The following is a 25432-nucleotide window of genomic DNA, read 5'->3' on the forward strand; positions in this document are numbered from 1 at the left end:
TTTATTTATCTACTATAGTATAATTTATGTTAACTTATACTTTGGTTTGGGAGGTAAAAGAGTTTTGAGTATTTACAGTCATTAAACTGAGAATTCAGTTAGCAGATATAGTTGAGGTGGGTTTTAATTTATTTGCACACTCATCTAAAAGTTTTTTAATTGCTTGTAATTCTTCATCACTTTGTTCGTTATGCTTTTTAATTTCAAGTGTTTCTTCCAAAAGAGGATAAGCTTTTTTATAGTTATTTCTCCCCATTTCCATCTTCGCATAACTAATCAACATTTCTCCTAATTGTGGATGCTTATCTCCCAAGCCTCTTCTCAAGAAAACAATCGACTTAGAATAGTATTCAGCGGCCTTATCCAGATCTTCTAACCCCTTATAAATATTTGTATAAGTTGCGTTAAAATGGGCTTTGAAAGTAACGTTTGATGGGTAATTGTTGTTTATTATCTCAATAGCTATATCAGCTTTCTTCTGGGCTTTTAAAAACTCTTTCATCTTTATCAAAACTTCAGCTTGTCCCCGAATGGTATAAGCATATTTCCAATGATCTGCTCCAAAAGACTCTTTTAATATAGCCCCGGCCTCTTGTGCATATTTTAGAGCTTGATCAAAGTTGCCTAAATTCCGATTAATAATAGAAAGTCCCCAAAGAGTAGATGCAGTTAAATTGTGATTAGGTCCGAGAGTATTATTTCGAATTTCATAGGCGCGATTACTGTATTTTAAAGCTTTGTTATACTGACCTAAAGAGATGTATACGTTGCCAATATTATGATATATGGTTCCAACCTCTGGATTGTTTGCTCCATATGCCTCCAGTCTGTATTTGAGAGCTTTTTTATAGATCGGCAATGCCTCCTTTTGTTTTCCTAAGTTTTTAAGAGTGATGGCTTTGTAGTTAAAGTAATCGCTTTTTTCTATGATTGCTTCTCTATCATCACCAAAAGTGCCTGGATCTAACTTATCAAGTATCTTTAATGCCTCTTGGTAATCTTTTTGTTCTGTGTAGAGGTTAACTAAATTGTACTTTAAGGTACGGTATTCATATGTATTGGTAAGGTTATTAACTTTAAACAAAGAATCGCCTGTTTGAAATGCTCGTAGCGCTTTTTCAAAATTGCCGGCTTGATAAGCAATTTGTCCATAAATGGTAGGAATATCGACCGTATTGATATTGTGGTTCTCCACAGAATCCGTTATCAAAACAAAAGCTTGGCTACTTAATTGTCGGGCGGATTCAATTTCAGAAAGCTTTACCTGTACCTGGGCAATTACACCAAGTATTGTTGCGCGATTAACCGGACTTAATTGTTGTTTATTTAGGTTTGCTATACCGGCATCAATAACTGTACTTACCGGTATATCTTCACCGGATGTACGTTCAGGTAAATTGCTATCAAACAAGTCAATCATAAATTTGGAAACTTGTTCAGCACGTGTTGCCTGACGTTCTGCCCGTTGGGCTTGGAGCTTTGCCTGATTTCTTTCTTGGGCAATCTGCCAGGTATAAAATCCAGTAAGTCCGATGAGGAATAGGAGAACTCCTGCAGCAACAGCAATTCCTTGTTTATGGCGTTTAAAAAACTTTTGGCTGCGATAGCGGAAAGAGTCTTCATGCGCTGTAACTGGAATACCTTTTTGGTAATTTTTTAGGTCTTCCAGGAATTCATTAGCCATACGGTAACGATGTTCAGACTCTTTGCGGATAGCTTTCAAAGTGATAGCATCTAAATCTCCTTGAATCCGCTTTTTAATTTTAGAATCAGAAACTTTGGTACTGGGCCTGGTAGGAGCCTGTTTTAAAATAATCTGTTCGGCTTGGTATGTGGTGCAATCATCTAAATAAAAGGGGGGCTTATTTGATAGGAGTTCATAAAAAATGATACCCAATGAATACAAATCCGTTGCCGTGGTAATCTTGGTTTGTTTGATCTGCTCGGGTGCAGCATATTTTGGCGTTAGGATTCGTGAGCCTGTCTGGGTGAGGGCGATGTCATCCTCATCTTGCAATAGTTTGGAGATCCCAAAGTCAAGAATTTTAACCTTACCGCTTTCATCAACTAAAATATTATCTGGTTTTAGATCTCTGTGTATCACAAGATTTTCATGAGCATATCGAACCGCTTGTAACACCTGTTTAAACAGATCTATACGCTCTTTAATCGAAGAATTGTGAGTACGGCAGTATTCGGTAAGAGGTACTCCACAAACATATTCCATAATGATATAGGGAGCTCCTTCTGCTGTAACACCACCATCGTAAAGTTGGGCAATTCCTGGATGTTTTAGGCCGGCTAAAATGCGTTGTTCTCTACGAAACCGCTGGATATTCGCCTCAGTAGCCTGTCCCTCACGTATTATTTTGATAGCAACTTGGTGATCAAAATTGTCATCGCTCCGGTCTGCCAAATACACCAGCCCCATACCTCCTTGGCCGATTTTTTTCTTGATTGTATAAGATCCAACTTGTCGGCCAACAAAGTCCTGATTCGTACTAAGGGATTCTAAGCCTTCAGAAACATCATTATAGAATTCATGTTTATACTCATTAAGATCTGTTAGCCACCCTTCTGAATCAAAAATAGACTCAATTAATTGGGTAACCTCACTTTTCAAGTTTTGATCATGACCACATGTTTTTTCTATATATGCCTGTCGTTGTTCAGCAGGGAGGTCAAGGATTTCGTCAACAATTTGTTCAACTTTTTCCCACCTTAAATCACCCATGATGTTAACCAGTTTCGTTAGTTATTTTATCGAGGAGCAGTCTTTTAAATCTGTCTCGTAAAGGTATACGAACTGAATGGTCGAATCAGCTCATTTACTCTACTTCAAATCTTTGCTTTAATTTATTGTAGAGCCATCCACGTGCCTTCATCCAATCTCTTTTTACGGTACTTTCAGATATGTCGAGGGCATTGGCCGTTTCAGTGATAGTCATCTCCCCAAAAAAACGCATTTCAACTACTCTCACCAGCCTTTCATTTAGTGTTTCCAGCTCATTTAATGCATCGTCGATATTTATAAATTCTTCCGCCTTTTGTTTTTGGGCGCTTAAAATGCCATCAATATAGGTCAGGTCTTTGTTTTGGCCACCCCGTTTTTGGGCGTGTTTTTTTCTTGCATGGTCAATCAGAATTTGTCGCATGCATCGCGATGCTATCGCTAAAAAATGGGATTTGTCACTGAATTCGATCTGGGTCTGATCAATCATTTTAAGATAGGCTTCATGCACCAACTCCGTTTTTGAAAGCGTGTGATCCGGGCTTTGGCGAATCATATGAGAGTGGGCCATCCGATGTAACTTTTTGTAGATCAGAGGATATATTTTGTCAAAAACCCCATCTTCTCCTTTCCTAAGACGTACAAGTAGCTGTGTAACTTCTGAACCGGTACTCATTTTGTCTGTAGTGTAATTTGTTGATTACCAAAATAGGAGGCATCCTGATATTTATGCCTCATTTTTTTTTCTCCAAATGAATTAGCCTGTTGCAATTAACATAAATTATTTATCACACGCCAGTTTATTAATACATCCTATTTATCTGTTAAAACAGTATTCATGATTCAATCAAAAAAAATAGATCTATTTGAGCTCTTTGGCTTTTTTCTGTCGTATGTATTAATGGTTAGCAATAATCTTAAATAATTTAAAAAGAGAGTTATGATAAAACTTGGTAAAATAGTTTTTGGAAATGTTGATTAATCCAATTTGCTGACCAAATTAACCTATCTTTCATTTTTTTGTTCAAAAAATTGCACCTGTATGACCTGTTTTTAAATTCGGTTTCGTAATTAATAATAGCAGCTCTAACACAAATACCGAATTTAAAAATTTGAGAAAATGATTAATAAAGCTACACTATTTAGTATAGTTATTTCGATAATGCTCTTTTTTGGGTGCAGTGATAACAGCACTGGTCCTGACAATACCAATGATGGAGATAATCCGCCTGCAGCAAGTGCAACAGCTGATGCAGGAAGCGATTCAGATGAAATTGTGGGATTTGAAATAACAGCAGATGGATCCGGTTCAAGTGGCAGTAGCAACGTAAGCTATTCTTGGACTATTAGCAGTCAACCTGCTAATAGTAGTACCTCACTGACTGATGCAGAGACCGAGACGCCCACCTTTATACCCGATCTACCCGGAGAATATACTTTACAGCTTGAGGTGACATCCGATGGAGAAAGTGATACTGATGAAGTCACGTTTTCTGCTATTGCAAAACGTCTGTTTGTGAATGCTAATAATGGCACTGACGGAGATATCGATGGATATATTCAAGACAGCCCCTTAAAAACAATTACGAAGGCACTGTCTGTTTACGATCAAAATGAGGATGATGCCTTCTTGGATATTGATACGATACGTGTTGCTGAAGGATTATACGATCAGGCCAATGGTGAAAGCTTCCCATTAAGCTATTCCGGTAACCTAATTGTAAAAGGAGATCAGGAAGTAGATCGAAACAATATCCATATCCTAAGTCCTGACGTCGATCGTGATCCTGCAATATACGTTGGAGAGGGTGTGACACTACGACACTTAAAAATTGAAAACGGCTATACCGGAGGCACTTTTAATGGTGATCCGGATGCCGTATTTGTGACAAGTGGAACAGACCTCGAAACCTCTCGAGTTATTCTGGAGGATCTAACGTTGACCACAAATAATGAGAATGGGTATATCATTTCTACCGGTTCAAACATTCGGGTCGATTTTAGGGACTTTGAGGGCGCACGCAACACAATTGATGGTAAAAATATAGGCTATGCTTACAGCAACCGATTTAATACCTCGAACGTAAACCTAAATGTATCCAGCACGGATGTAATTAATATCGGAGACGGTGGTGCTTTTCATGTCGATGATGTTAATAATTTGAGCCTGACAGTTGCCAACAGCACTATTCGACCAAGTGTGGGGAAAGTAAATGACTATGCTTTTGATCTGGAAGACGAGGTTGATCTTCTGCTCGAAAACACTACAATAAGTAGTAGCGACGGATCCGAAACAGGAGGGCGTTTTAAATATGGGATAGTAATGGACAATGCCCAACCCAATACTAATATCGAGGTTCTCAACTCAACTATTCAGTACACACAGTGGTCGGCAATTCTGATGAGGGATGCTGTTGTTAAAGTTACCGATAGTTTCATCGAAGGAGTGCTTACACATAAAACTGATGTGAATTTAGCATATGATGCTATCAGGCAGCTCGACGGTACGTTAGTAGTACGCGGTACCACTTTTAAAGATATCAACACCAGCGCAATAGACATTGGTGGGCCTAATTTACCTAATGACAATAACTTTTATGTGGATTTGGGTACGGACCAGGACCCAGGGAATAATACATTTCAGAATGTTATGGGCTGGGATATACAGGTATCACGCAGTGGAGAAGTAGAGACCGAAATACCGGCATTGGGCAATAGCTGGTCTAATGGTGGCACCCCAAGGTGTCGGCAAAATGTTAGTGATTATGACCTTGGAGAAATCTATGTGAACGATCAGGGTGGTAGCCTCCGCTATAGTGCATCCGGAGTATGTAACTAAGCATAATTAATCATCTAATGATGATCTGCCCGTATCGGTTTGAAAGTCGGTGCGGGATTTTTTTGAGCTGATTGTTATGCTGAATTCGTATTTGATAATGAACCAACAATAAAAAACTCATTGTTATGTATAGACGAACGCTACTATTTGTTCTAATCACAGCTGTTACTATCTCTTGCGGAGGGGATGGAGGGCCAACGGGTACAGAACCAACAACCGGTGCTGTCAAAGTTACTGTGAGTACTACTGGGACAGATATGGATGCTGATGGATACGAAGTTGCTGTAGGCAGTAAAATTTCAAGCATCAATGCTTCCGGCAGTACTATTATCTCAGGCCTTTCTGAGGGTAACATAAATGTGGAACTCTCGGGTATGGCGGGCAATTGTAGCATAAATGGCGATAACCCGAGAACTGTAAAAGTTGTTTTGGGAGATACTACCACTACCTCTTTTGATATCGATTGCCAAGCGGTAGCTGACGGACAAATTGCCTTTGTTAGTGACCGAGATGGGGATTATGAGGTATATTTAATGAATACAAACGGTTCTTCGCCAATCAAGTTAACCGACAACAGTAACTTTGAATATAATCCGGTAATTTCTCACGATGGCACCAAGATTGCCTTTATCAGTGATCGTGGCGGTTCCTGCTGTGCGCTGTATGTGATGGGAGCTGATGGCTCTGATGTTCAGGAAATTAGGCCGGATGTTAATGTATTTTCTACTAGTTGGTCTCCGGATGATTCAAAATTGGCATTTGCGAGTAATCCTGGAAATGGTACTGAAATTTATACCATTAATACTGATGGCAGTGGAGAGATGCGCCTTACTAATAATAGCGTCAACGACTACTATACCGATTGGTCCCCGGATGGTTCCAAGATTTTGTATAGTGGCGACACTGCCGGAGGCACTGAAGAACTCTACACAATGAACTCCGACGGCACCGATCAACAGCAGCTGACCCAGAACACCGATAACGATCTTAGTGCTCGCTGGTCGCCAGATGGATCCAAGATTGCTTTTGTTAGCAACCGTTCTGGGAATAATGAGATCTATACAATGAACCCCGACGGGACGGACGTTCAGCAGATAACGAATGACCCGGGCAGTGACTTTTTTCCAACTTGGTCACCGGACGGCACCGAAATTGCTTTTCTGTCCAGCCGCAACGGGAATGATGAAATATTCAAAATCAATGCTGACGGTTCTGGCACACCAGTTAACCTGTCAGCCAATTCGGATAGCGATACAATGCCTCATTGGAGCCCGATCGGCAATTAAAATGGAGAGTAATCGTCCCTTAGTGGGTTAGTGTATGTCATTCAGGGCTTCTTTATAAGCCAATTTCTTATTCAAACACGCTTTTATAGAAAATAATCAATAAAAAAACTACTGCCATGTTCCGACAAACGTTCCTGTTCATTCTTCTAATAGCCTTTATAATATCTTGCAGCAATAGTAGTAGTTCTAATCCTGACCCTGATATTACCCGTATTCAGCCGACCAGCGGTCCTCCGGGCACAGCCGTAATCATATCAGGTAGCGGGTTTTCGGCCCAGGTTTCTGGAAATGAGGTTGAGTTTAATGGTACTGCGGCTACCGTTACAGATGCCAGTGAGTCTAAACTGACAGCGACGGTCCCCAATGGAGCTACCAGTGGAGCAGTAAGTGTTACGGTGGGACAGGCTACAGCTACCGGCCCAAATTTTACGGTGGAAGCGGCAGCTCCGGGCATAAGTGCTGTTGATCCGGACAGTGGTGTTGTGGGCACAGAAGTAACTATCACAGGCATGAATTTTAGTGCTACTGCTTCTGAAAATACTATTGTTTTCAATGGCACAAATGCAACAGTTAAAAATGCCAGTGAAACGGAATTAGTGACAGAGGTTCCACAGGGAGCAACGGATGGTCCGATTGAAGTGACTGTTAACCAAAAGTCAGCAACCGGTCCCAATTTTGATGTCATCACAGACGGTACCTTACAGGTAATTACTGGAACAACAGGGTCAGATCTGGATAGTGATGGATACGCTGTTGTGTTGGATGGAGATAACGGAACATCCATTGGCATCAATGACACACTTTATTTTAATGACTTGGAATCTGAAAGCTATCAGCTTGAGCTAACGGACATTGCTAATAATTGTAGCCTGAGCGGATCCAATCCAAGGACAGAAGACATTACGGCCGGGGATACAACTTCAACAACTTTCCAAACAACGTGTTCAGCCCTACAGAAAGAAGAAAAGATTGTATTTGACAGGAGGACACCCAGTGGATTTGAGATCTTTATTATGAATCCGGATGGTTCAAATGAGCAACAGCTGACTGATAATTCCGTTTATGATGGTCATCCTGTAATATCTCATGACGGTACAAAGATTGCCTTTTACAGCGAGCGTATAAATAGTGATGGAGATCTATTCATCATGAATACCGATGGAAGTAATATACAGCGTCTTACGACAGACGCAGCAAACGATCCATCTTATTACAGCTGGTCACCGGATGACAGTCAGATTGTATTTAGAGATATCAGAGACGGTGATACCGAGATTTATACTATCAATGCAGATGGCACCGGATTGAATCAGCTTACTGACAACACCTCTGATGATAACGTTGCAAGCTGGTCGCCAAGTGGAAATACAATTGCATTTGTCAGAAGGTATGGTTCTTCAAACAGCAAGTATAATATATTTACTATAGACCCTGACGGCAGCAATGAGACCCAGGTTACTGATGATTCAAATATTTATGGTAGTATTTCATACTCACCTGATGGGAGTAAATTTGCAGTTACGGGTAGAATTAATAACAACAGCTCTCAGCTTTATGTTATTGATACTGACGGGACAAATGCTATTGAATTAACAAATGAGTCAGATTGCTGCGCGGTAAGTAGTCCCAGCTGGTCTCCGGATGGTACACAAATTGTGTTAGGGATTAGGAGGAATAATACCAATCAACTTTATACTGTAAAGGCTGACGGCAGTAATACTCCTGTTAGAATTTCAAATAGTGGCAGCGATGAAGGTCGTCCTCATTGGGGTATCGTTAATCAATAGTGTTGTGTCATTTTTTTGAGCTGATTGCTATGCTGAATTCGTATTTGATAATAAACCAGTAATAAAAAACTCATTGTCATGTATAGACGAACTTTACTATTTATTCTAATCACAGCATTTACTATCTCTTGCGGAGGGGATGGAGGGCCGACAGGCACAGAACCCGATCCGGAACCTACAACCGGTGCTATTGAGGTAATTACTTCAACCAACGGTCCTGACCAAGATTCTGATGGCTATAACCTTAGTACAGGAGGCAGCAGCAAAGATGTCGCAGCGAATGATACTCTATATTTAACTGATCTCGAGGAAGACACTTATTCGGTAGAACTTTCGGGTATGGCCTCTAACTGCGACGTGACTGGCAACAATCCCCGCAGCATTTCTGTTTCTGCAGGGGATACTACAGCGACTTCCTTTGATGTAGAATGCAAGGAGGTTCTGAAAAATCAGATTGTATTCATTAGTGATCGAACTGGTTCCAGGGAACTTTATGTGATGAATGATGACGGCTCATCCCAGGAACGGCTGACGACTGGCGGCGGTTCAAAAACTGCTCCGGCCATATCGCCAGATGGTACGCGTATCGCCTATGCGAGGGGTTCTCATGTATACGTTATAAATGCTGATGGATCGGATGACAAAGCGCTGTCGACGGGTACCGAGGGAGTAAGTAACGGGAACACAGTTCCATCATGGTCACCGGATGGTTCAAAATTGGCATTTCTTTCGGACAGGGATGGAAATCTTGAGGTTTATACGATGAATGCCGATGGTACCAACCAAGTGAATATTAGTCGTAATGATTCAATCGACTATATGTCTACTTTTTCTTGGTCCCCAGACGGCAGTAAGATTTTATTTTCCAGTGATCGCGGGAGTGGAAATGATTTCGAAGTTTATATTGCAAATACAGACGGTACCGGCATAATTCAGTTAACAGATAATACCTTTTTCGATAGTATTGCGAGTTGGTCACCCGACGGTTCTAAAATTGCTTTCACTAGTAACCGCGACTCTAATATCAGTGATGCTAATGGTTTTGAAATATATATAATGAACGCCGATGGGACCGGAGTAACCCGTCTTACCAATAATTCGTCTTACGATTCAGGGTCGGTATGGTCGCCGGATGGAGATGAAATAGCTTTTATAACCGGTCGGGATAACAATTATGAAATCTATAAAATGGATGTCGATGGAACGGGGCCGGTTGTGAATTTATCCGCAAACCCGGCGTTCGATGTGGCACCTTTCTGGAGTTTAGTAAAATGACGCAGACCGTTTCATATGCTACGTGTCGGTCGCTTTTCAGGAATCCGGCACGTTGTATTTTAACGATGGTGCAAGTAATTGCAGAGTAAAGTACTCTTCTTAATTATTTCCAACTTTGGATTAATTGATTAAAATTGGAATTAATAATATTGATTTGTCACTTTTTTGTTTCGTCTTTCGCAATAATACTAATGAGAAAGAAAGTTTCATCAAGAGATGATTTGTAAGAGAGAGGAGTGGCAAGTGTATGGTGTAATGTGCTTTTCCTCGGTATCTTAGGTAGAGATACTTTGAGGGGATAGGAGAGACGTCGATGAACGGATTACAAGGTGGAAGGCAGTGAGTGAAAGCTTACTGCCTATTCTTTTTTATTGGGTAAAAAAAGTTGGAATGTTCGAAAATTATTTTATCACAGATTAAAATAGGTCGCTTGTTCTCTTGGAATTTGGATATTCGGATTTCGGTTGCTGATAAAGCGCATAATGTCAGCTATATCGTCCACCTTTAGTGTAATTGCTGCGGATTGATCTCCAAGTAGTTTATAAAAAGAAGTATCGTCTTTTTTCTTGTAGAGCAGGTGATAATTGGTAGAGAAATCGAACAGGGCTTCATCGGCATTGCGCGGATTATGCGGGGCAAATTGAAGGTGTTGAATATGATCAACGGGAATCTGCAGGGTATCGGTTTTTACATCTCCCTTTTTGATATCGATGATGAGTGTGTCATCATCAATATAGAGAATAAAATGATATAGCGGTTCTGATAATTTGATAATACCGGCAAAGCTAATTCCAAAAAGTCCCAGTGCCAGCAGCTGCCTGATATTAAAAGGATACCAGTCCATCGTCACAAAAGAACCTACCAGCAGGTATGTGCCTAAAGCGGTAGCAACCAGAATGATTAATCCCCATAAAAGGTGGTTGCTTTCTTCGAATACATGCAGTTCTTTATGTCTCATTGTAATTGCGTTACGATGTACCGATTTTATATCAGAATGATTAATAAAAGTCCCAGACGTTTAATATCTTTCGCCATCAAAATGAGTTCAAAGTTAACTTAGGTTATAACGTTATTCCTGAAGTTGTTTCAGGGGGACACAGTATTTTTACAATTTTCCAAAAAGAGTAATATAAATTAGAAATAATGAGCAGTTCGTCTAAGGATAATTACGAAGCAGTCATAGGGCTTGAAGTGCACGCCCAGCTATTAACAGAAAGTAAGGCTTTTGCCCCGGTTTCAACAGAATTTGGCGGATCGCCCAATACGCAGGTTTCACCGCTTTGTTTGGGGCATCCCGGAACGCTGCCGGTACTCAACGAAAACCTGGTGCGTTATATCATTAAGATGGGTTTGGCTACCAACTGCGATATTGCCCGCAAATCAATATTTGCTCGTAAAAATTATTTTTATCCGGATCTTCCCAAAGGATACCAGATTTCGCAATATGATACACCCATTTGTCACGACGGACATATTAATATAACGACGGATGAAGTGGATAAAAAGATCGGCATTACACGTATCCACATGGAAGAAGATGCCGGAAAATCTATTCACGATCAGGATCCGTTTCATACGTTGATCGATCTAAATCGAGCGGGCGTTCCGCTTATTGAGATTGTATCGGAACCGGACATCCGATCAGCCAAAGAGGCATACGAGTATTTGAAGCGTATCAAGCAGATTGTTCAGTATTTGGAAATCTGTGACGGAAATATGGAAGAAGGGAGCCTGCGTTGTGATGCTAATGTCTCGGTTCGACCAAAAGGACGAGAAAAGTTTGGGACGCGAACGGAGCTCAAAAATATGAACTCGTTCCGTAATGTGGAGCGAGCAATAGATTTCGAAATTGAGCGACAGATTGACCTCATCGAGTCAGGCGGCGAAGTTGTACAAGAGACCTTGCTCTGGGATGCCAACAAGATGGAGACCCGGATGATGCGTTCTAAGGAAGAAGCTCATGATTATCGCTACTTCCCCGAGCCCGATATTCCGCCGGTGGTAGTAACCGACGAAATGCTCGAAGATATCAAGGAAGAGCTGCCGGAGATGCCCGATGTGCGCAAGCAACGCTTTATGGAAGAGTTTGATATGAGTGATGATGATGCGCAAACGTTGACTGAAGATCGGTATCTGGCAGATTTCTATGAGGATGTGCTGCTTCATGCAGGCAACCCAAAAGCAGTTTCCAATTTGATTTTAACAGAGGTGTTGCGCACGTTAAACGATCGCAGTATAGGCATTAAGAAATTTCCTATATCTGCGAAACGGTTGGCCGGACTGGTGCAGCTGAGGGAGGATGATAAAATTAATTCGTCAGCAATGACTGAAATTTATGATGCTATGCTTGAGGAGGAAAAATCAGCCGAAGAGCTGGCGAAAGAAATGAATTTAGTTCAGGTTTCAGATACCGACTTCCTAGAACCTATCGTTGATGAAGTTATTGAACAACATCCTGATGAAGTAGAGCGCTATAGAGATGGTAAAAAGGGATTAATTGGCTTTTTTATAGGACAGGTTATGCAACGTTCGCAAGGTAAGGCTAATCCGGAAATGGTACGTGAGATGATTTCGGACCGTCTGGATCAGGAGTAATGAAGTTGTTATAAAATAAAACGTTTTATCTCAGTAAAATATATGCTAACCAAATTAAAGTATTTTTTTATTGTTCTGGTTGTTGGGGTAATCAGTTGGGGATGTTCAAGTGAGCCAGAATCCAAAACGGCACATATCTCAGGTAATTTTACCGTTTCAGATTCTATAGATACCAGCGGAGATTATTCGGGTATTGGATTCACCATCATCAAAAAAGATTCTGCCAATACGGATGCCGATACTCTTTTCCATGCGGTAACCGATTCTAATGGCAGTTTTTCGGGAATGGCAACATTCCAGGAAAAACGTCGCTACCCGTTAATTATTAGTCGAAATAATAGCAACTTAGCCCGGGGCGGTGTTATATTGGCCAAGGATGATTCTGTTTTTATTACGGGCCAATTACCCAATGTCAGGGAAACACTAAAGATTTCCTCTCGCGAGCATGATGCGCTGGAAACATATCAACGGTTAGGTAAGAATTTTCGCCGGGTAATGCAGCTGGCACGGGCCGGACAGCTTAAAGGAGATACTCTGCGCGATGAGCTCCAAAAATGGACTAATTTGTATTGGGATGTTTATGAGGAAAAAGAGGGGACTTTTGCATCTAATTTTGCTGCTAGGGAAGCGATAAAAATCCTGGAAAGTTTTGATAAACCCCAAATGATGAATCGCATCCGTATTGTTGATGATCACGACGATTTAAGCGACCTTGGAGCTACATTTGGTAAACGGTATATGGCAGAGAACAATGGGCTCGATTCGGCGTTGGTCTATCTGGATTCGTTATCACAAATAACAGAATCACCAAATAGCTCGAAACGTATTGCGCGTGAGAAAATAAAACTACTTTACGACAGTGCTCGAGTAGATCAGGCGCAGCAGGAATTAAGTGCTTTTAAAGAAAATTATCCCGAAGATTCAACGAGTAACTGGGTTGAATCGATGAGTTATGATATAAACTACCTGTCGCCGGGTGATACCATTCCCAAATTTCAGTTTTCGCAAAATGGTAAGATTATTAGCCGGGATTCACTTTCCGGAACTCCCTATATTCTTGAAATTACGCGGCTTAGTAATCGATTGTATCAGCAACAGTTCGACCGGACGGTTGTGATTCACGGTATTTATAAAAACTATGGTTTGGAGATTGTAACATTGCCTCTTGATGAAAGCCAAGTTACGGTTGACGCCTTTTTTGAAGAACGTGTTAAACCGTGGCCGGTAGCAGATGCACAGGCCTTTGATCGTGAAGAACTGCTGGAAAAATTCAATATCCGTTTGATACCTACGCGCTTTCTCGTGGATAAGGATGGACAAATTATCAGAAAGTACGTAGGCAATGAGTTTGAAGATGTAATTCAAGGTATTCAGAAAATTATTAATAAAAATAACAACGAGGAACCTGCATCATGAGACGATTTTTAATTGCCGGAAACTGGAAAATGAATTGTGGACCCAAGGAGACATCAACTCTCCTGCAGGATATAAAAAATATTATTGACGACATGCCCGAAGCTGTTGATGGATTGGTATGTCCGCCAACCATTTCGCTAACTACGGCCTCGGTTGAATTACAGGATATAGGAGGCCTTTCCTTGGGAGCTCAAGATGTTCATTCTGAAGATAATGGTGCTTTTACGGGTGAAGTAAGTACCGAAATGCTCAATGAGGTAAATTGTGAGTATGTAATTCTGGGACATTCTGAACGCCGCCAATATTTTGGTGAGACAGACAAAACAGTAAATGCCAAAGTTAACAAAGCATTGAATGACGGATTGAAACCGGTTATTTGTGTTGGCGAATCCTTGGAACAGCGTAAAGCAAATGAACATAAATTGCGCGTTGAGAAACAGGTGCAAGCTGCTTTAATCGGTGTTGAAGACGAAGATATTTCTAACGTTGTAATTGCTTATGAACCCATTTGGGCAATCGGAACCGGAGAAACAGCAACTCCTGATCAAGCACAGGAGATGCATAAGATGATTCGGGAGGTAATAGCAGATCTTTATTCGGATGACGCCGCAAACCAGATTCGAATTTTATATGGTGGTAGTATGAAGCCACATAATGCCGAAGAACTTCTGGAGCAGCCTGATGTTGACGGTGGCCTTATTGGCGGGGCATCACTTAAGGCGGATAGTTTTACGGATATTATCCATATTGCCAATGAGCTTTCAAAAAGTAATTAGGTATTAAAATGTCAGAGTTTCCTAACTTCAACAATTCGTACTTAGACACTTTAGCAATTAAATACTTCTCCTCAACAGGGAAAAGGTTATAATCTTTTTGAATCATTAATAGCTAATAATTTATGAATGTATTACTACTGGGCAGTGGCGGACGCGAACATGCAATGGCGTGGAGTATAGCCAAATCAGATCAACTGGATGAGCTATTTATTGCCCCGGGGAATCCAGGTACGGCTCAGGTAGGTACCAATGTGGATTTTAACCTGTCAGATTTTGAAGCCATCCTTACCTTTATTGAAGAAAATGATATCGAGTTAACGGTCGTAGGACCGGAAAAACCACTGGTAGATGGTGTTACTGATTTTCTGGAAGATAAAGGGCATAAGGTTTTTGGTCCATCCAAGATAGCGGCAAAACTTGAAGGTAGTAAAAAGTTTGCCAACGAATTTATGAAGGAGAACCGAATTCCTACAGCTGATTTCCAAACCTATTCACGCGATGAGTTTGATAAAGCGCTGAAAGTAATCAAAAGCAAGGACGAATATCCTATTGTCTTGAAAGCTGACGGTTTGGCCGGTGGGAAGGGGGTGTTTATTTGTGAATCGGCCGAGGAGGTTGAAAAACGAATGAATGAGTTGAAAGAAGATGAGCGCTTTGAGGATGCAGCTCAAAAGCTGGTTGTCGAAGAATTTTTGAGAGGGGATGAAGCCTCAGTATTCGTTATATCAGATGGTAAAACTGCCAAAATTTTACACTATGCCCAAGATCATAAACGCATTGGAGAAGGCGATACCGGTCTGAATACGGGTGGTATGGGGGCCTATTGTCCTACTCCCGTGATAGGTAATCGCATGCTTCAACGTGTGGAAAAAGAGATTATACTACCTACAATATCGGCTATGTTGCTGGATGAAAATCCGTATAAAGGTATCCTGTATTGTGGATTGATGATCACAGAGGAGGGCCCTAAAGTCGTTGAATTTAACTGTCGACTGGGCGACCCGGAAGCACAAGCAATATTACCTTCGTTGCGATCTGACTTTTTGGAGCTGATGAAGGCTGCCGTTAATGAGCAGTTGAATACCAAAGAGGTTAAAATTGATGAAAAGTATCGTTGCTGTGTTGTTATGGCATCGGAAGGATATCCGCTGGATTACGAAAAGGGAAAAGAGATTACAGGCATAGATGATGTTGCTGAAGATGCTCTCGTTTTTCATGCCGGGACCAAGGCTGAAAATAGTAAAATATATAGCGATGGGGGACGTGTTCTGAGTGTGGTTGGTGCCGGGGATTCTCTGCAGGATTCTATTAAAAATACGTACAAAGAAGTGAAAAAAATTGATTTTGAAAATAAATATTACCGATCAGATATTGGTACAAAAGGGCTGAAATTCATCGGTTAAGAGGGGAAGATTTGTATTACGATTTTTCCTCTTGTTCAGTGTAGTTTAAAAACAATTCAGATAATTTGCTGCGGATAATTTTATCTGTTCTTGTTTTTGGAAGCTCATCTACCTTAATAATTTTTTTGGGTATTTTATAATCAGCAAGGCTTTGTTTTAACTCCTCTTTAATAGAAGGGGGGTTGATTGGCTTTCCATTTTTTGTAACTACAAGGGCTACAACTTTTTGTCCCCATTCTTTATCTGTTATTCCAAATACCGCAGATTCTGTAATATTAGTTAGTCCGTTGAGCTTAGATTCAACTTCGAAAGGTGATACATTTTCTCCTCCTGTTATGATTCGATCGGAACGACGAGAGTCAATAAAGAGCTGATTTTTGGCATTAAAGTATCCAAAATCACCCGTTCTAAACCATCCATTCGCATCAAAATAATCCTTGTTATCCAGATTTAAATATCCATCAAAAACCTGGGGGCCTTTAATCCATATTTCACCCGTTGTGTTAACGCTGACAGCTTTGTTCTTCTCATCTCGAATTTGAATCTTATTCGGTTTAAGGACGGTCCCCACACTTTTTAATGGACCATACGTGCCGCTGGGTTTAAGGATGGGATTCGCTGCAATTTGTGCACAGGTTTCGGTCATGCCGTAGCTCGGAACCAGTGGAATGCCTTTATTTCTGCACTCTTTGATGAAGTCTGTATTAATGGGGCCGCCACCAAGCAAGATGGCCTTGAAATTTTGATGGACAAAAAAACCGGATCGCTCCAACAAGCGTTTGAGCATTGTTGGGACTAATGATGCTGCCTGGAAAAGCTTATTCTCGGTTAAAAAAGTAGTAATCATTTTTGGATGGAAACTTTTCATCCGGAAAATAGCAGATCCATAGAGGAGGGATCGCAAAATAATTGAAATACCTCCAATATGATTTAATGGCAAACAGAGTAACCAGAAATGGTTTTTGCGAGGTTTAAAGTTTTCGGCTGAAGCTTTTGCTGCAAAAAGCATCTGGCGGCGTTTGAGCGGGACAATTTTTGGTATTCCGGTAGTAGTTCCGGAAGTAAAAAAATACCCGAAAATATTATCAGGTTCGGTCGTTGGAGTATAATTTTCAGCCTCAAAGCCGAGTACTACATCAATTTCAAGGGATCGCGTTAAATCAAGCTGTTTGATATCTATGGCATCGGGATGATCAATTTTTGGTTGCAGTTCTTGATTAACAAAAACTAATCCGGGATCAACCTGTTCAATTTGACGATTGAGCTCATCCGAAGTAGCTTTTGTATCAAATGAAGCAATAGGAATACCAAGATTCCAACATGCGGCAATTGCAAAAATAAGGGTATCGGAAGAGGGGGCAAGAAATCCTATTGGTTTCTCAAAGTTGTGATCAAAATCAAACAGAAATTGCAGAAAAAAGCGTTCAAATTGCTTGAGGTCCCCATAAGAGTGCAAACCAAAGCTGGAGCCTAAGAAAAGGTCATCTTCTCTGGGCGCTGAAAATGTTGGTATTTCATCTGAATTAACCACCGCTAAAAAAGTTTTGTGAAAAGCTGCTGTTGATCAAAATTGATCGTTGGTAAACATCGGGAAGATAGATTAACCGATCCCTCTGTAATAAAATTTGTTTCAGAGGATATATCTTGGGCGAATAAAATGCCAGTTGAGAGTCCATGCGCTGTGCTTGGTGATCCCAATCCCGCTGCTATTAAACTTGTAAAATATCGACCAACACCACTTTCAAGGCTGGTCGTAACTACAATTTTATTATTGTGAGTGTTTGCAATCCGTTTTGTTTCAATGTTTTTCTGGAAACTGCCTACAACCATCGGCTTCATAATAAGGTATTTTGTAAAGGGAAGTAAGTTTGGCCAGAAAGAATGTTGGGTCGTTGATTCGTCCAAAGCAAAAGGCAGAGAAGTTTTTTGAGATAGTTGCTCGATATTTACCGGAGTGATCTTATTTAGCGGTTCTTCACAATATTCTAAATCCAGTTTTTCAAGCTGCTTGCAATGATGGGCCGCTTGATTCAGATCCCAGGCCTGATTAGCATCAACTCTGATGGTTAGATCGGGATACTTATTTCTGATCTTGCGGAGGAACTGGAGTTCTTTCTCGAAGTGGAGCCCGATTTTGCATTTGACGGTATTGAATCCTGATTCAATTTTATCTGCTACATCTTTTAGGATGTTATCACCTTGTAGCGAAATCAAAGTGTTAACGTCTATTTTTGAAGATGCATCCGGAAATAAATAAGAGAGCAGGGGTTGTTCATTTTTACGGGCTTCAATTTGGTAAGCAAGAGCATCCAGGCCAAATTGGAGAGAGGGAGGGATATTGGCATTCTTATAAAATTTTTGAAGCTTCTTAACTGGATTTGAACTATTTAGCGTTTCGTTGATTTTTTCTTTATAGGCAGTTAGAAGTTTTTGGACGGATTTGTGGGATTCGGTAGAAAATCCGGGCAAGGGCGCTGCTTCTCCATAAAATTGCTGTTTATCTGTTTCGTATGATAAAATAAATCCCTTACGATACTGAAACGTTTGACTGCTTGTTTGCAGCGGTTTAGAAAACGGGAGCTTGTATGAGTAGCCGGCTAATTTCATAAATAGTCCATAATGATTCCGATACTAAACAAGATTCCATAAAAGGTCATGAAACGAGCGGTATGTTCCAACACTTTATTGAACTTATGTTTATCATCCCAGAACCATACTTTATATAGTTGTGCAAATCCGTAGGGACTAATCATAAACGGAAGGAATATGATTGGATCATAGCCTAATTGAAAATAAAAGTGAGGGGGTATGGCTAATGCCAGCAATAACATCAGCAGGTATTCCCAGCGGAGAGCATCTTCTCCTAAAAGAACACCGAGCGTGTTTTTCCCGGCATTCCTGTCCTGTTCAACATCGCGCAGGTTATTGATAACTAAAATATTTGTTGCCAGTGCTCCTACGGCCAGCGATGCCCAAAAAGAAGCGTTACCCCATTCCAAAGCATTAACATAATAGGTGCCCATAACGGCAACGATCCCGAAAAAAATGAACACAAAAATATCTCCGAGTCCATTATAACCGAGTGGAAAAGGGCCACCGGTGTAAAGGATCCCAAAAATGAGGGAGGCTACGCCAATCCAGAAGATAGCCCAGCCGGCATGCCACACGAGATATAGTCCCAAAAGAAAAGCCAACCCCATGGTAATGATGGTGGCATTGCGCATAGCTTCGGCAGAAATAAACCCCTTTGCAGTGGCGCGTTCAAAGCCGATACGTTCGTCGGTATCGGCTCCTTTTTTGAAGTCAAAATAATCGTTGGCAAAGTTGGTACCTATTTGAATAAGAAAAGCACACAGCAGGGCAACGATTGTAGTATGCCATAACAGTAGCTGATCGTGATAGGCTAAGGAGGCGCCAACGCAAACAGGAACAAAAGCAGCGGGCAGGGTTTGTGGACGCGCAGCCTTGATCCAAATGCTCAGCATATTCGAATTGCTCATGTGTAAATTGAAGGAAAAGTTGTGGAAAAAGTTTGACTCCAATTATAGCAATAAATTTCTCGCTTAAAAAAACAAGCTATTTTCAATATGAGGTAAATTAATTTAACTAAGAATAGCAATAAGACTATTTTAAGTTAAAAATATTAAATAAATAATTAATATTACCTTTTAAAATAATATGTTAATAAAAATTTAATTAAATAATTTGTGTAATAATCTAACTATCAATTATATTTAGGACAGTTTAAAATTCTAACAAATTACTTACATCTATTACTCCAATGACAAAAGCAATGCGACGATACGATCCTTTGGCGGCTGCTCGAAACTGGTCGCCGAAATCTAATGGCGAAGAACGAGAGGCAATGAACATTCCCGAGATATTCGGTAAAAATACCTTTCAGCAGGAAGACCTGGAAGAACGACTTCCCGAAGCTATTTGGAAAGATCTGGAAAAAACAATTGAAGAGGGGGAGCAGCTTAATTCGGAAGTGGCTGATGCTGTTGCTGTGGCCATGAAAGATTGGGCTACTGAAAAGGGTGCTACTCACTTTACGCACTGGTTTCAGCCGTTGACAGGATTAACTGCTGAAAAGCATGACAGTTTTATTACTCCCAACCAGGGAGGGGGAGCGATTGCCGAATTTTCGGGATCAGATCTAATACAAGGGGAACCGGATGCTTCCAGCTTCCCAAGCGGCGGATTGCGCCAGACGTTTGAAGCCCGTGGTTATACCGCCTGGGATCCTACATCACCCGCCTTTATTATGGAGAATGATAATGGCTGTTATCTGTGTATACCTACTGCTTTTGCTTCATGGTCCGGCGAAGCGCTCGATCACAAAACACCTATTTTGCGGTCGAATGAATGCCTCGATAAACAAACAAAAAGAGCACTTAAGCTTTTCGATGTTGATGCCAAGAGAGTTACTTCTACCGTTGGCTGTGAGCAGGAGTATTTCTTAATTGATCAGGAGTTTTTCTATCGTCGTCCTGATTTAATGACGTCCGGCAGAACGCTTGTTGGGGCCAAGCCTCCGCGTGGGCAAGAGCTTGATGATCATTATTTTGGCACTATCCAAGAGCGGGTGTTGTCGTTTATGCTTGAAGCCGAGAAAGAACTCTATAAGCTCGGTATTCCGGTTAAAACACGCCATAATGAAGTAGCACCGGGACAGTTTGAAATTGCACCTATTTTTGAAACATGTAATATTGCAGCTGATCATCAGCAGTTGATGATGATTACGCTAAAACGGATAGCCCGCAACTTTGGATTTGAATGCCTGCTGCATGAAAAGCCTTTTGACGGAGTAAATGGGAGCGGCAAGCACCTTAATTGGTCGCTAAGTACCAGCGAAGGGATGAATCTGCTTGAACCGGGTGACAATCCGCATGATAATATGCAGTTTCTGTTTTTCTTTACTGCTATTTTAAAAGCTGTTTATGAACATCAGGATCTGCTTCGTATCAGTATTGCACATGCGGGTAATGATCATCGTCTTGGAGCTAATGAAGCTCCTCCGGCAATTATTTCTGCGTATATCGGTGACCAGTTGGCAGATGTGATTGATCAGCTGCTTAACGGCGGGGCGAAGGAATCCAAACAGGGTGGCCTGCTGGGATTGGGAACTCCTGTACTGCCTTCGTTGCCCAAGCACGCTGGCGATCGGAATCGAACATCACCATTCGCTTTTACCGGCAACAAGTTTGAATTTCGTGCCGTAGGTTCAAGTCAGTCCATTTCGTTTCCCATTGTTGTATTAAACACCATTGTGGCTGATGCCATCGATAAACTTTGTACTGATCTTGAAGAGAAAGTTGAAGATGGTGAATCTTTGGAAAAATCGCTGGGAGAAGTGATTCGAGAAGCTCTTTCCGATTCCAAGGATATTATTTTCAACGGTGACGGATACTCAGAGGAGTGGGAAAAAGAAGCAGAAGATCGCGGGTTACTTAACCTTCCCACTACTATGGATGCGCTGCCTAAATTAACAGACGATAAAAATATCAGGCTGTTTGAGAAGCATAAGGTGTTGAATGAACGCGAGATATACTCACGCCAGGAAATCTGGGCCGAGCAGTATTTAACAACGCTCAATATTGAGGCGGATACAACTGAGTCGATGGCAAAAACGATGATTTATCCGGCTGCGGTGCGATATATGAATGAGCTTGCAGATAATGTAGAGCGTATTGATGATCTCGGGCTCGAAAATCGAGGATCACTCGAGATGCTTAAAAAGGTAAATCAGGGACTAAATGATCTTAATGATGCCTTGGAGGAGCTTCGAGAGATTGTTCTTCAAGATGATGGAGAATCGGTCTTGGAGAGTGCTACTTATGTGAAGGATAACGTACGACCGGCAATGGTAAAGATCCGCGATTCGGTCGACTATCTGGAGCGCCATGTAGCAGATGACTACTGGCCGTTACCCATTTATCGAGAGATGCTGTTTGTTAAATAACAGCATTGATAAACGGTTAATTATTCGAACCCTCAGGGTATCCAAATCCCTGGGGGTTTTATATTTGGTAGTCATTGTATGTTTATACGCATAGATTTTTACCAGGAGAATGGTTTTGTTTTTTGCAGATCTGCAATTATTTCAACAAAATGAGAAAGATTGATAACTGCGGCTTTTAATTATGATATTATGGACAGAATAGGAACTGGATTACTTATTGCAGTACTGTTATTGGGATTACAATGGCCGGCAATGGCACAGCAAGAAGGTTCCCGGGAACTGCATAAACAGATTAACGAACAGACTGAAGAAATCTTTGAACAGGTGGTAGAATGGCGACGTCATTTTCATCAAAATCCGGAGCTTTCAAATAGGGAAGAGGAGACCGCTAAATATATTGCAGATTATTTGCGTAATCTTGGAATGAAAGTTGAAACCGGGGTTGCGCATACCGGAGTAGTCGGAGTTTTAGAAGGAGGAAAAGAGGGACCAGTAGTGGGTTTGCGAGCTGATATTGATGCTCTTCCGGTTAAGGAACGGGCCGATGTACCCTTTAAATCAACGAAAACGACAACCTATCTCGGAAAAGAAGTGGGCGTGAGTCATGCCTGTGGACATGACACCCATATTGCTATGCTGATGGGTGCGGCAAAGATTCTTACCGATATGAAAGAAGATCTGAAAGGCACTGTAAAATTTATTTTTCAGCCGGCCGAAGAAGGAGCCCCTCCGGGTGAGGAGGGTGGAGCTGAATTAATGGTGAAGGAAGGAGTGTTGGAAAATCTTGATGTGGATGTAATCTTTGGTCAGCACATCAATTCACAAACCGAAGTGGGAAAAATTCGGTATCGTCCCAAAGGGACGATGGCAGCCTCCGATCGGTTTGTAATTACCGTAAAAGGAGAACAGACACATGGATCTACGCCGTGGACCGGGGTTGATCCCATTGTAACTTCGGCAAAAATTATCGAAGGATTGCAATCTATAATTAGCCGTCAAACAGAACTGACTAAAGCTGCAGCGGTAATCTCAGTTGGAAAAATAGAGGCCGGAGTTCGCAATAATATTATCCCGGAAGAAGCGGAGATGATAGGTACCATTCGCACACTTGATACCGAGATGCAGGATATCATCCACCAAAAAATACGTCATGTTGCAACTAAGACGGCAGAAAGCATGGGAGCAACTGCTGAGGTTGAAATTGAAGAAGGATATCCGGTGACGTATAACGATCCGGATCTTACCGAGCAGATGCTACCGACACTGCAGGATATTGCCGGTTCAGAAGATGTTATTTTATCGGATGCCATTACCGGGGCCGAAGATTTTTCATTCTTTCAAAAAGAAGTCCCAGGTTTATATTGGTTTGTAGGAGGTATGCCTAAAGGGATGGATCCTGCTGAGGCCGCTCCTCATCATACGCCTGACTTTTATATTGCAGAAGAAGGAATGAAGCTGGGCGTAAAATCAATGGTGGGGCTTACTGTTGATTATATGAATCAATATGGCAATCAGTAATTGGAAAATTTAGCTCGGTACCATTTCCAGAAGGGGGTGAAAAATACTTCCGACCTAACGTTCAGCGGTATTAATATTCATTGTCGTGTTAATCACTTCTGGATTAATACAACAAAAGGGTTCTGAATTCGTATCTAATGTGAGTGGTAGAAGCTATTAGAATTGACGATAAGGAACCGTATATTCCACCAAAATAAATTGCTAATAAATATTATTTATTCTTGAATTATCAATCCCCGCAATATAGTCCCAATACGCAATTTTCAATATTTCCTCCGGCAGTTAAACATCTGTTGATTGTCAACTTACTGGCATTTGTAGCGTTAAGTACCCCCGTAGTTTCAGAGTATTTGTTTACCTATGGGGCTCTTTGGCCTATTGGATCCGGACGTTTTGGTGTTTGGCAGTTGGTATCTTACATGTTTCTACATGCCGGCTTTGGACATATCTTTTTTAACTTGTTTGCCCTGTGGATGTTTGGGCAGGCTATCGAAAACTTCTGGGGGACCAATCGGTTTGTAATATATTACTTTTTAACCGGTATCGGTGCGGCTTTGCTGCATATGCTGATCGGCGGAGGTGGTGCGCCTACATTGGGTGCTTCGGGAGCCGTTTACGGTATCCTTTTGGCATTTGGGATGATGTTTCCCAATCGGCCAATTATGCTTCTATTCCCGCCTATCCCTATAAAAGCTAAGTATTTTGTAGCTATTTTTGGAGCTATTGAACTCATCAGCGGATTAACCAGGTCTAACTCCGGGGTAGCACATTTTGCCCACTTAGGAGGGATGCTTGTAGGCTTTATCCTAATAAAATATTGGGGATTAAAAAGTGAGGAATCTTACTACTAACAGGAAATTTTCGTTTACTTTATTAAATATAGTAACGCTATTAATTGCCAACTACCAATATGTATAACGACTCTTTCGGTAACTCAGTAAAGCGCGGTTATTGGGGATTGCCGGTGGCAATTCGTGTGATTATTACGATCAATGTAGCCGTTTTTATCATTCAGACGCTGCTGAGCATCTTTAGTCCCGCCTATAGCAATTTATTTGTTGATGCATTTGCCTTTTATCCAGAATGGCAGACGGCGCTTTTTCAGCCATGGAGAGCGATTACCTATATGTTTTTTCATGGCGGTGCTTTTCATCTGCTTTTTAATATGCTTTGGCTCTGGTGGCTGGGACGTTCGGTTGAGGAATCGATGGGGCCTCGGACATTTTCAGTAATCTTCTTTGGTGCTGGTATTGGTGGGGCATTATTCAATATTATTGCGGCTCCGGTATTGGGATTTAATCCCGTAATTGGCGCTTCGGGAGCGGTTTATGGCATTATGGTTGCCTTTGCGATGTTGTATCCTACCATGCCCATTATGCTTATTTTCTTTCCGCCTATACAGGCGCGCTATGTGATAGCGGGACTTATTGCCATTGATGCACTGTTTCTGGGTTCATCGGACGGAACAGCCCGTATTGTCCACTTGGCCGGGGCGGGAATTGGTTATTTGCTAATGAAATATCATCGCCAGGGGAACGATCTTAGTCGCTGGGTGTTACCTATTGAACAACTTTGGTATCGATTGAAGGGGACCTATCAGAAGAAAAAATCTCGTCCCAAAAATAAGAATATGCATTCTGTTTCTGATGTGGAAGTTATTGAAGAAACGGATCAGTCTGAGCTTGATGCCATCTTGGAGAAGATTTCTCAAAAAGGATATGATGGTCTGACCGATGAGGAGAAGCAAAAACTCTTTGAGCTCAGTAATGAGAATTAATTCCAAAAATTTGAATGATTTTTACCGTACCTGTGGTTAATTAGGGTACGATCAGAAAAAGAAA

18 protein-coding genes are annotated in these 25432 nt (G+C 41.2%); 12 read left to right on the top strand and 6 right to left on the bottom strand.

What is annotated here, in order from left to right; translation table 11 throughout:
- Positions 1-94 precede the first annotated feature (94 nt).
- Positions 95-2734, bottom strand: a complete 2640-nt coding sequence (locus ACQ4LT_RS04805) for a protein kinase domain-containing protein (RefSeq protein WP_445664881.1) — start codon at positions 2732-2734, stop codon at positions 95-97.
- Between the two features lie 94 nt (positions 2735-2828).
- A complete protein-coding gene (locus ACQ4LT_RS04810; RefSeq protein WP_445664882.1) occupies positions 2829-3407 on the bottom strand; it encodes a sigma-70 family RNA polymerase sigma factor in 579 nt (192 codons plus the stop codon).
- Positions 3408-3851: 444 nt separating this feature from the next.
- Here ACQ4LT_RS04810 and ACQ4LT_RS04815 point away from each other — a divergent pair, with 444 nt between their 5' ends.
- The 4 genes from ACQ4LT_RS04815 to ACQ4LT_RS04830 all read left to right on the top strand — a co-directional run bounded on the left by ACQ4LT_RS04815 (position 3852) and on the right by ACQ4LT_RS04830 (position 9918).
- Positions 3852-5570: a DUF1565 domain-containing protein gene (locus ACQ4LT_RS04815; protein WP_445664883.1), complete on the top strand. Its 1719-nt coding sequence runs from the start codon at positions 3852-3854 to the stop codon at positions 5568-5570.
- Between the two features lie 125 nt (positions 5571-5695).
- Positions 5696-6856: a DUF5050 domain-containing protein gene (locus tag ACQ4LT_RS04820; protein ID WP_445664884.1), complete on the top strand. Its 1161-nt coding sequence runs from the start codon at positions 5696-5698 to the stop codon at positions 6854-6856.
- A 116-nt stretch (positions 6857-6972) separates the two neighbouring features.
- Positions 6973-8643, top strand: coding sequence for an IPT/TIG domain-containing protein (locus ACQ4LT_RS04825; protein WP_445664885.1), 1671 nt, complete (start codon positions 6973-6975; stop codon positions 8641-8643).
- Between the two features lie 78 nt (positions 8644-8721).
- Entirely contained in the window at positions 8722-9918 is a 1197-nt protein-coding gene (locus ACQ4LT_RS04830; protein ID WP_445664886.1) for a DPP IV N-terminal domain-containing protein, read from the top strand.
- Between the two features lie 409 nt (positions 9919-10327).
- Here the strand turns inward: ACQ4LT_RS04830 and ACQ4LT_RS04835 are convergent, their stop codons facing one another.
- Positions 10328-10876 (bottom strand): hypothetical protein, encoded by a 549-nt coding sequence (locus tag ACQ4LT_RS04835; protein ID WP_445664887.1) that lies wholly within the window; start codon positions 10874-10876, stop codon positions 10328-10330.
- 185 nt (positions 10877-11061) lie between these two features.
- On the opposite strand from ACQ4LT_RS04835, the gene gatB reads away from it, so the two are divergent.
- From gatB to purD, 4 genes are all read left to right on the top strand, one after another.
- On the top strand, positions 11062-12513 hold the full coding sequence (gene gatB / locus ACQ4LT_RS04840) for an Asp-tRNA(Asn)/Glu-tRNA(Gln) amidotransferase subunit GatB (protein WP_445664888.1): 1452 nt from the start codon (positions 11062-11064) through the stop codon (positions 12511-12513).
- A gap of 42 nt (positions 12514-12555) precedes the next feature.
- Positions 12556-13929 (top strand): TlpA family protein disulfide reductase, encoded by a 1374-nt coding sequence (locus ACQ4LT_RS04845; protein ID WP_445664889.1) that lies wholly within the window; start codon positions 12556-12558, stop codon positions 13927-13929.
- Complete coding sequence (gene tpiA, locus ACQ4LT_RS04850) at positions 13926-14705, top strand: triose-phosphate isomerase (RefSeq protein ID WP_445664890.1); 780 nt, start codon at positions 13926-13928, stop codon at positions 14703-14705. The genes ACQ4LT_RS04845 and tpiA overlap by 4 nt, the downstream gene beginning before the upstream one ends.
- A gap of 122 nt (positions 14706-14827) precedes the next feature.
- A complete protein-coding gene (gene purD / locus ACQ4LT_RS04855; RefSeq protein ID WP_445664891.1) occupies positions 14828-16108 on the top strand; it encodes a phosphoribosylamine--glycine ligase in 1281 nt (426 codons plus the stop codon).
- 16 nt (positions 16109-16124) lie between these two features.
- On the opposite strand, the gene ACQ4LT_RS04860 is transcribed toward purD, so the two are convergent.
- Genes ACQ4LT_RS04860 through ACQ4LT_RS04870 form a run of 3 tightly spaced genes read right to left on the bottom strand, consistent with a single transcriptional unit; the run spans position 16125 to position 19608 of the window.
- Positions 16125-17639 (bottom strand): AMP-binding protein, encoded by a 1515-nt coding sequence (locus ACQ4LT_RS04860; protein WP_445664892.1) that lies wholly within the window; start codon positions 17637-17639, stop codon positions 16125-16127.
- Positions 17640-17641: 2 nt separating this feature from the next.
- Positions 17642-18715, bottom strand: coding sequence for an o-succinylbenzoate synthase (gene menC / locus ACQ4LT_RS04865; RefSeq protein WP_445664893.1), 1074 nt, complete (start codon positions 18713-18715; stop codon positions 17642-17644).
- Entirely contained in the window at positions 18712-19608 is an 897-nt protein-coding gene (locus ACQ4LT_RS04870; protein WP_445664894.1) for a 1,4-dihydroxy-2-naphthoate polyprenyltransferase, read from the bottom strand. Before ACQ4LT_RS04870 ends, menC begins: the two co-directional genes overlap by 4 nt.
- A gap of 281 nt (positions 19609-19889) precedes the next feature.
- Between ACQ4LT_RS04870 and ACQ4LT_RS04875 the strand changes: the two genes are divergently transcribed.
- The 4 genes from ACQ4LT_RS04875 to ACQ4LT_RS04890 all read left to right on the top strand — a co-directional run bounded on the left by ACQ4LT_RS04875 (position 19890) and on the right by ACQ4LT_RS04890 (position 25368).
- Positions 19890-22073 (top strand): glutamine synthetase III family protein, encoded by a 2184-nt coding sequence (locus ACQ4LT_RS04875; protein WP_445664895.1) that lies wholly within the window; start codon positions 19890-19892, stop codon positions 22071-22073.
- A gap of 189 nt (positions 22074-22262) precedes the next feature.
- Positions 22263-23591 carry an amidohydrolase gene (locus tag ACQ4LT_RS04880; protein ID WP_445664896.1) on the top strand — a complete coding sequence of 443 codons (1329 nt, stop codon included), beginning with the start codon at positions 22263-22265 and terminating at the stop codon, positions 23589-23591.
- Positions 23592-23812: 221 nt separating this feature from the next.
- Entirely contained in the window at positions 23813-24442 is a 630-nt protein-coding gene (locus tag ACQ4LT_RS04885) for a rhomboid family intramembrane serine protease (RefSeq protein WP_445664897.1), read from the top strand.
- Between the two features lie 59 nt (positions 24443-24501).
- A complete protein-coding gene (locus tag ACQ4LT_RS04890; RefSeq protein WP_445664898.1) occupies positions 24502-25368 on the top strand; it encodes a rhomboid family intramembrane serine protease in 867 nt (288 codons plus the stop codon).
- Positions 25369-25432 lie beyond the last annotated feature (64 nt).

Source organism: Fodinibius sp. AD559 (genome assembly GCF_052712805.1).